Source organism: Saccharomonospora iraqiensis subsp. iraqiensis (genome assembly GCF_000430445.1).
Taxonomy (GTDB): domain Bacteria; phylum Actinomycetota; class Actinomycetes; order Mycobacteriales; family Pseudonocardiaceae; genus Saccharomonospora; species Saccharomonospora iraqiensis.
Map to the genome: position 1 here is coordinate 3,244 of NZ_KE387077.1, position 3,711 is coordinate 6,954.

General features: G+C 75.0%; 1 protein-coding gene and 1 pseudogene. One reads left to right on the forward strand and one right to left on the reverse strand.

What is annotated here, in order from left to right; all coding sequences use genetic code 11:
* The coding region (locus ACTIR_RS22435; RefSeq protein WP_034239141.1) for a DEAD/DEAH box helicase at positions 1-3,118 on the reverse strand (3,118 nt) is incomplete at its 3' end.
* 187 nt (positions 3,119-3,305) lie between these two features.
* Between ACTIR_RS22435 and ACTIR_RS0108715 the strand changes: the two are divergent.
* A pseudogene (locus tag ACTIR_RS0108715) lies at positions 3,306-3,711 on the forward strand (Hsp70 family protein); the annotation flags it as partial.

Sequence of the window (3,711 nt, forward strand, 5' to 3'; positions counted from 1 at the left end):
GCTCGGTGAACGCCTCGGGCACCCCGACCGGCAGGGCCGCGCCCAGCGCGTCCCGCACGCGCCCCGCGTCCTCGATCGCCAGGTACCGCGGCTCACCCGCGATCCGCACCACGATCGCCCGCCGCCGCGCCACCAGCTCCTCCAGCCATTCCGGGGACACGCCCCGCTCGCGGGCCTCGTCGGTGGTGAGATCCCCGAGGAACCGCAGCAGGTCCGCCGTGTCCTCGGGACCCCGCGCGTGCCGCTCCGGATCGAGGCGCTGCAGCGACCGCTCGATCTCGGACACCACGTCGGCGTCCAGCAGCTCGCGCACCGCCTCCGTGCCGAGCAGCTCCGCGAGCAACGCCGAGTCCAGCGACAACGCGGCGGCCTTGCGCTCGGCCAGCGGCGCGTCGGCGTCGTAGAGGAACATCCCGACATAGCCGAACAGCAGACTCCGCGCGAACGGCGACGCCGCCGGGGTCTCCACCTCCACCACCCGCACGCTGCGGGAGCGCACGTCGGACATCAGCTCGCGCAGCCCGTCGACGTCGTAGACGTCCCGCAGGCACTCCCGCATCGCCTCCAGCACCACGGGGAACCGTTCGTACTTCGACGCCACGGACAGCAGCTGGGAGGCGCGCTGGCGCTGCTGCCACAGCGGGGTCCGCCGCCGCGGGTCCCGCCGGGGCAGCAGCAGCGAACGCGCCGCACACTCCCGGAACCGCGCCGCGAACAGGGCCGACGAGCTCACCTCGTCGGTGACCACCGACTCCACCTCGTCCGGGTCCAGGACCACGTCCTCGGCGCCGAGGACCACCTCGCGCCCCTCGGCGTCCAGCGCGTCCGGCAGCCGCAGCACGATCCCGTCGTCGGAGTGCGCCACCTGCGCGTCGATGCCGCGCCGGTCCCGCAGCCGCGCCGCCACCGCCAGCGCCCACGGCGCGTTGACCTGCGCGCCGAACGGCGAGTGCAGCACCACCCGCCAGTCGCCGAGCTCGTCACGGAACCGCTCCAGCAACACCGTCGCATCGCCCGGCACGTGCCGGGTCGCCGCGCGCTGCTCGGCCAGGTACGCCAGCAGGTTCTCCCGCGCCCGCTCGTCCAGACCGGCCTCGGCGGCCCGGCGCAGCGCGTCCTCCCGGTCCGCCGAGCTCACCGTGCGCAGGAACGCCCCGAGCGCCCGGCCGAGCTCCAGCGGACGTCCGGGCGCGTCCCCCTTCCAGAACGGCATCCGCGCCGGCTGCCCCGGAGCCGGCACCACGATCACCCGGTCGTGCGTGATGTCGGTGATCCGCCAGGACGACGTGCCCAGCAGGATCGTGTCCCCGACCCGGGACTCGTAGACCATCTCCTCGTCCAGCTCACCCACCCGGCGCCCCGCACGGTCCCCCTCGTCCGGCGGCGTGGTCACGGTGAACAACCCGCGGTCCGGGATCGTCCCGCCGGAGGTCACCGCGAGCCGCTGGGCCCCCGGCCTGCCCTCCAGCACCCCGGTGACCCGGTCCCAGGTGATCCGCGCACGCAGCTCGCCGAACTCCTCGCTCGGGTACCGCCCCGCCAGCATGTCCAGCACCGCGGACAGTGCGTCGTCCGGCAGCGCGGTGAACGGCGCCGCCCGCCGCACGGTGGCGGCGACCTCCGCGACCGTGCGCGCCTCGACCGCCACCATCGCCACGAGCTGCTGCGCCAGCACGTCCAGCGGATTGCGCGGATACCGCACGGCCTCGATCGCGCCTGCGGCCATGCGCTCGGCCACCACCGCGCACGAGACGAGATCACCGCGGAACTTCGGGAACATCACCCCGCTCGACGTCGCCCCGACGTGGTGGCCCGCGCGCCCGACCCGCTGCAGCCCGGACGCCACCGTCGGCGGCGCCTCGACCTGCACCACGAGATCCACCGCACCCATGTCGATACCCAGCTCCAGCGACGACGTGGCCACCACGCACGGCAGCCGCCCCGACTTGAGCTCCTCCTCGGTGTGGGTGCGCTGGTCCCGCGACATCGACCCGTGGTGCGCCCGGGCGATCACCGGGTCGGCACCCGTGCTCGCCCCGGACTGGGCGATCGCCTCCGCCGGGAAGGTGTCGCCGGCGGTGAGGTCGGTCCGTTCGGCGGCCAGCTCGTTCAGCCGCGCGGTCAGCCGTTCCGCGAGCCGCCGCGAGTTCGTGAACACGATCGTCGACCGGTGCCCACGGATCAGCTCCAGGACACGTTCCTCCACGGCGGGCCAGATGGACGCCCGCGGTGCGGCCCCGTCCCCCGTTTCCGGCACGGCGGGGGCGGGGACGTCCTCGTCCTCGCTCGGCAACGGCGGCGGCTCCGCCTCCCCCGTGTCCGACCCGTCCGCCCCGTCCGACCGGTCCGATCCCGGGGCCGACCGCGGCGCGTCGAGCGCGGCCATGTCCTCCACCGGCACCTCGACCCGCACCTCGACCGTCTTCGGGTGCTCGGGCTGCACCACCCGCACCGGCCTGCCCCCGGCGAGGAACGTCCCGATCTCCTCGACCGGCCGGACCGTCGCCGACAGCCCGATCCGCTGCGCGGGCGCGTCCAACAGCTCGTCCAACCGCTCCAGCGAGAGCGCCAGGTGGGCCCCGCGCTTGCTCCCCGCCATGGCGTGCACCTCGTCCACGATGACCGTCTCGACGCCGCGCAGCGACTCCCGTGCCGACGAGGTCAGCAGCAGGAACAGCGACTCCGGGGTGGTGACGAGGACGTCCGGCGGGGTGCGGATGAACGCCCGGCGCTCGGCCGCGGTGGTGTCGCCGGTGCGGGTCCCCACGGTGATCTCCGGTGGGGCGAGACCCAGCCGCCGGGCGGACTGGGACAGGCCGGTCAGCGGCGCCCGCAGGTTGCGCTGCACGTCCACCGCGAGCGCCTTCAGCGGCGACACGTACAGCACCCGGCATCGCCGGGTGGGCGTCCCGGGTGGGGTGCTGGTCGCCAACCGGTCGAGTGCCCACAGGAACGCCGCGAGCGTCTTGCCGGAACCGGTGGGGGCCACGACCAGCGCGTGCTCACCCGCGTGCGCGGCCCGCCACGCCCCGTCCTGCGCCGCCGTGGGTTCGGCGAACGCGCCCGCGAACCAGTCGCGGGTCGCGGGGGAGAAGAGATCGAGTACGGCGCTGTCCACACCCCCATCATGCGTGCCGCGGTGACCGAACCGCCCCGTCGGAGCGGACGCGGGTACCGCTCCCGGCGCCGCCGACCGCCCGGCCGGTCCCCTCCCGGGGACGCCGACGCCGAGGGGCGTGTCACCCCCGCGGGTGGTCGTGACAGCATCACCGACGGTCCACCGGACACGTGCCAAGGGGGAAACTGTGGGGATTCTGTCCGTCGATCTCGGGACGTCCAATACGGTCGCCGTGCTCTCCGTGCCCGGGAGGGCGACCCGTGTGGTCGAGGTCGACGGCTCGGCGACGATGCCCTCGGCCGTGTTCGCCGAGGAAGGGGGCGAACTCCTCGTCGGCAGGGACGCCGAACGGCGCGCCCGGCTGGACCCGACCCGGTTCGAGCCCAACCCCAAACGCCGTGTCGACGAGCAGGCGCTGGAACTCGGCACGGACTCCGTCCCGGTGGACGAGGCGCTGGCCGCGGTGCTGCGCCGGGTGTACGACGAGACGGTCCGGCAGCTCGGCGGCACCCCACCGGAGCAGATCCGGCTCACCCACCCCGCCGAGTGGGGGCCGCGGCGCCGGGAGGTGCTGCTCGCGGCCGCCCGCGGGG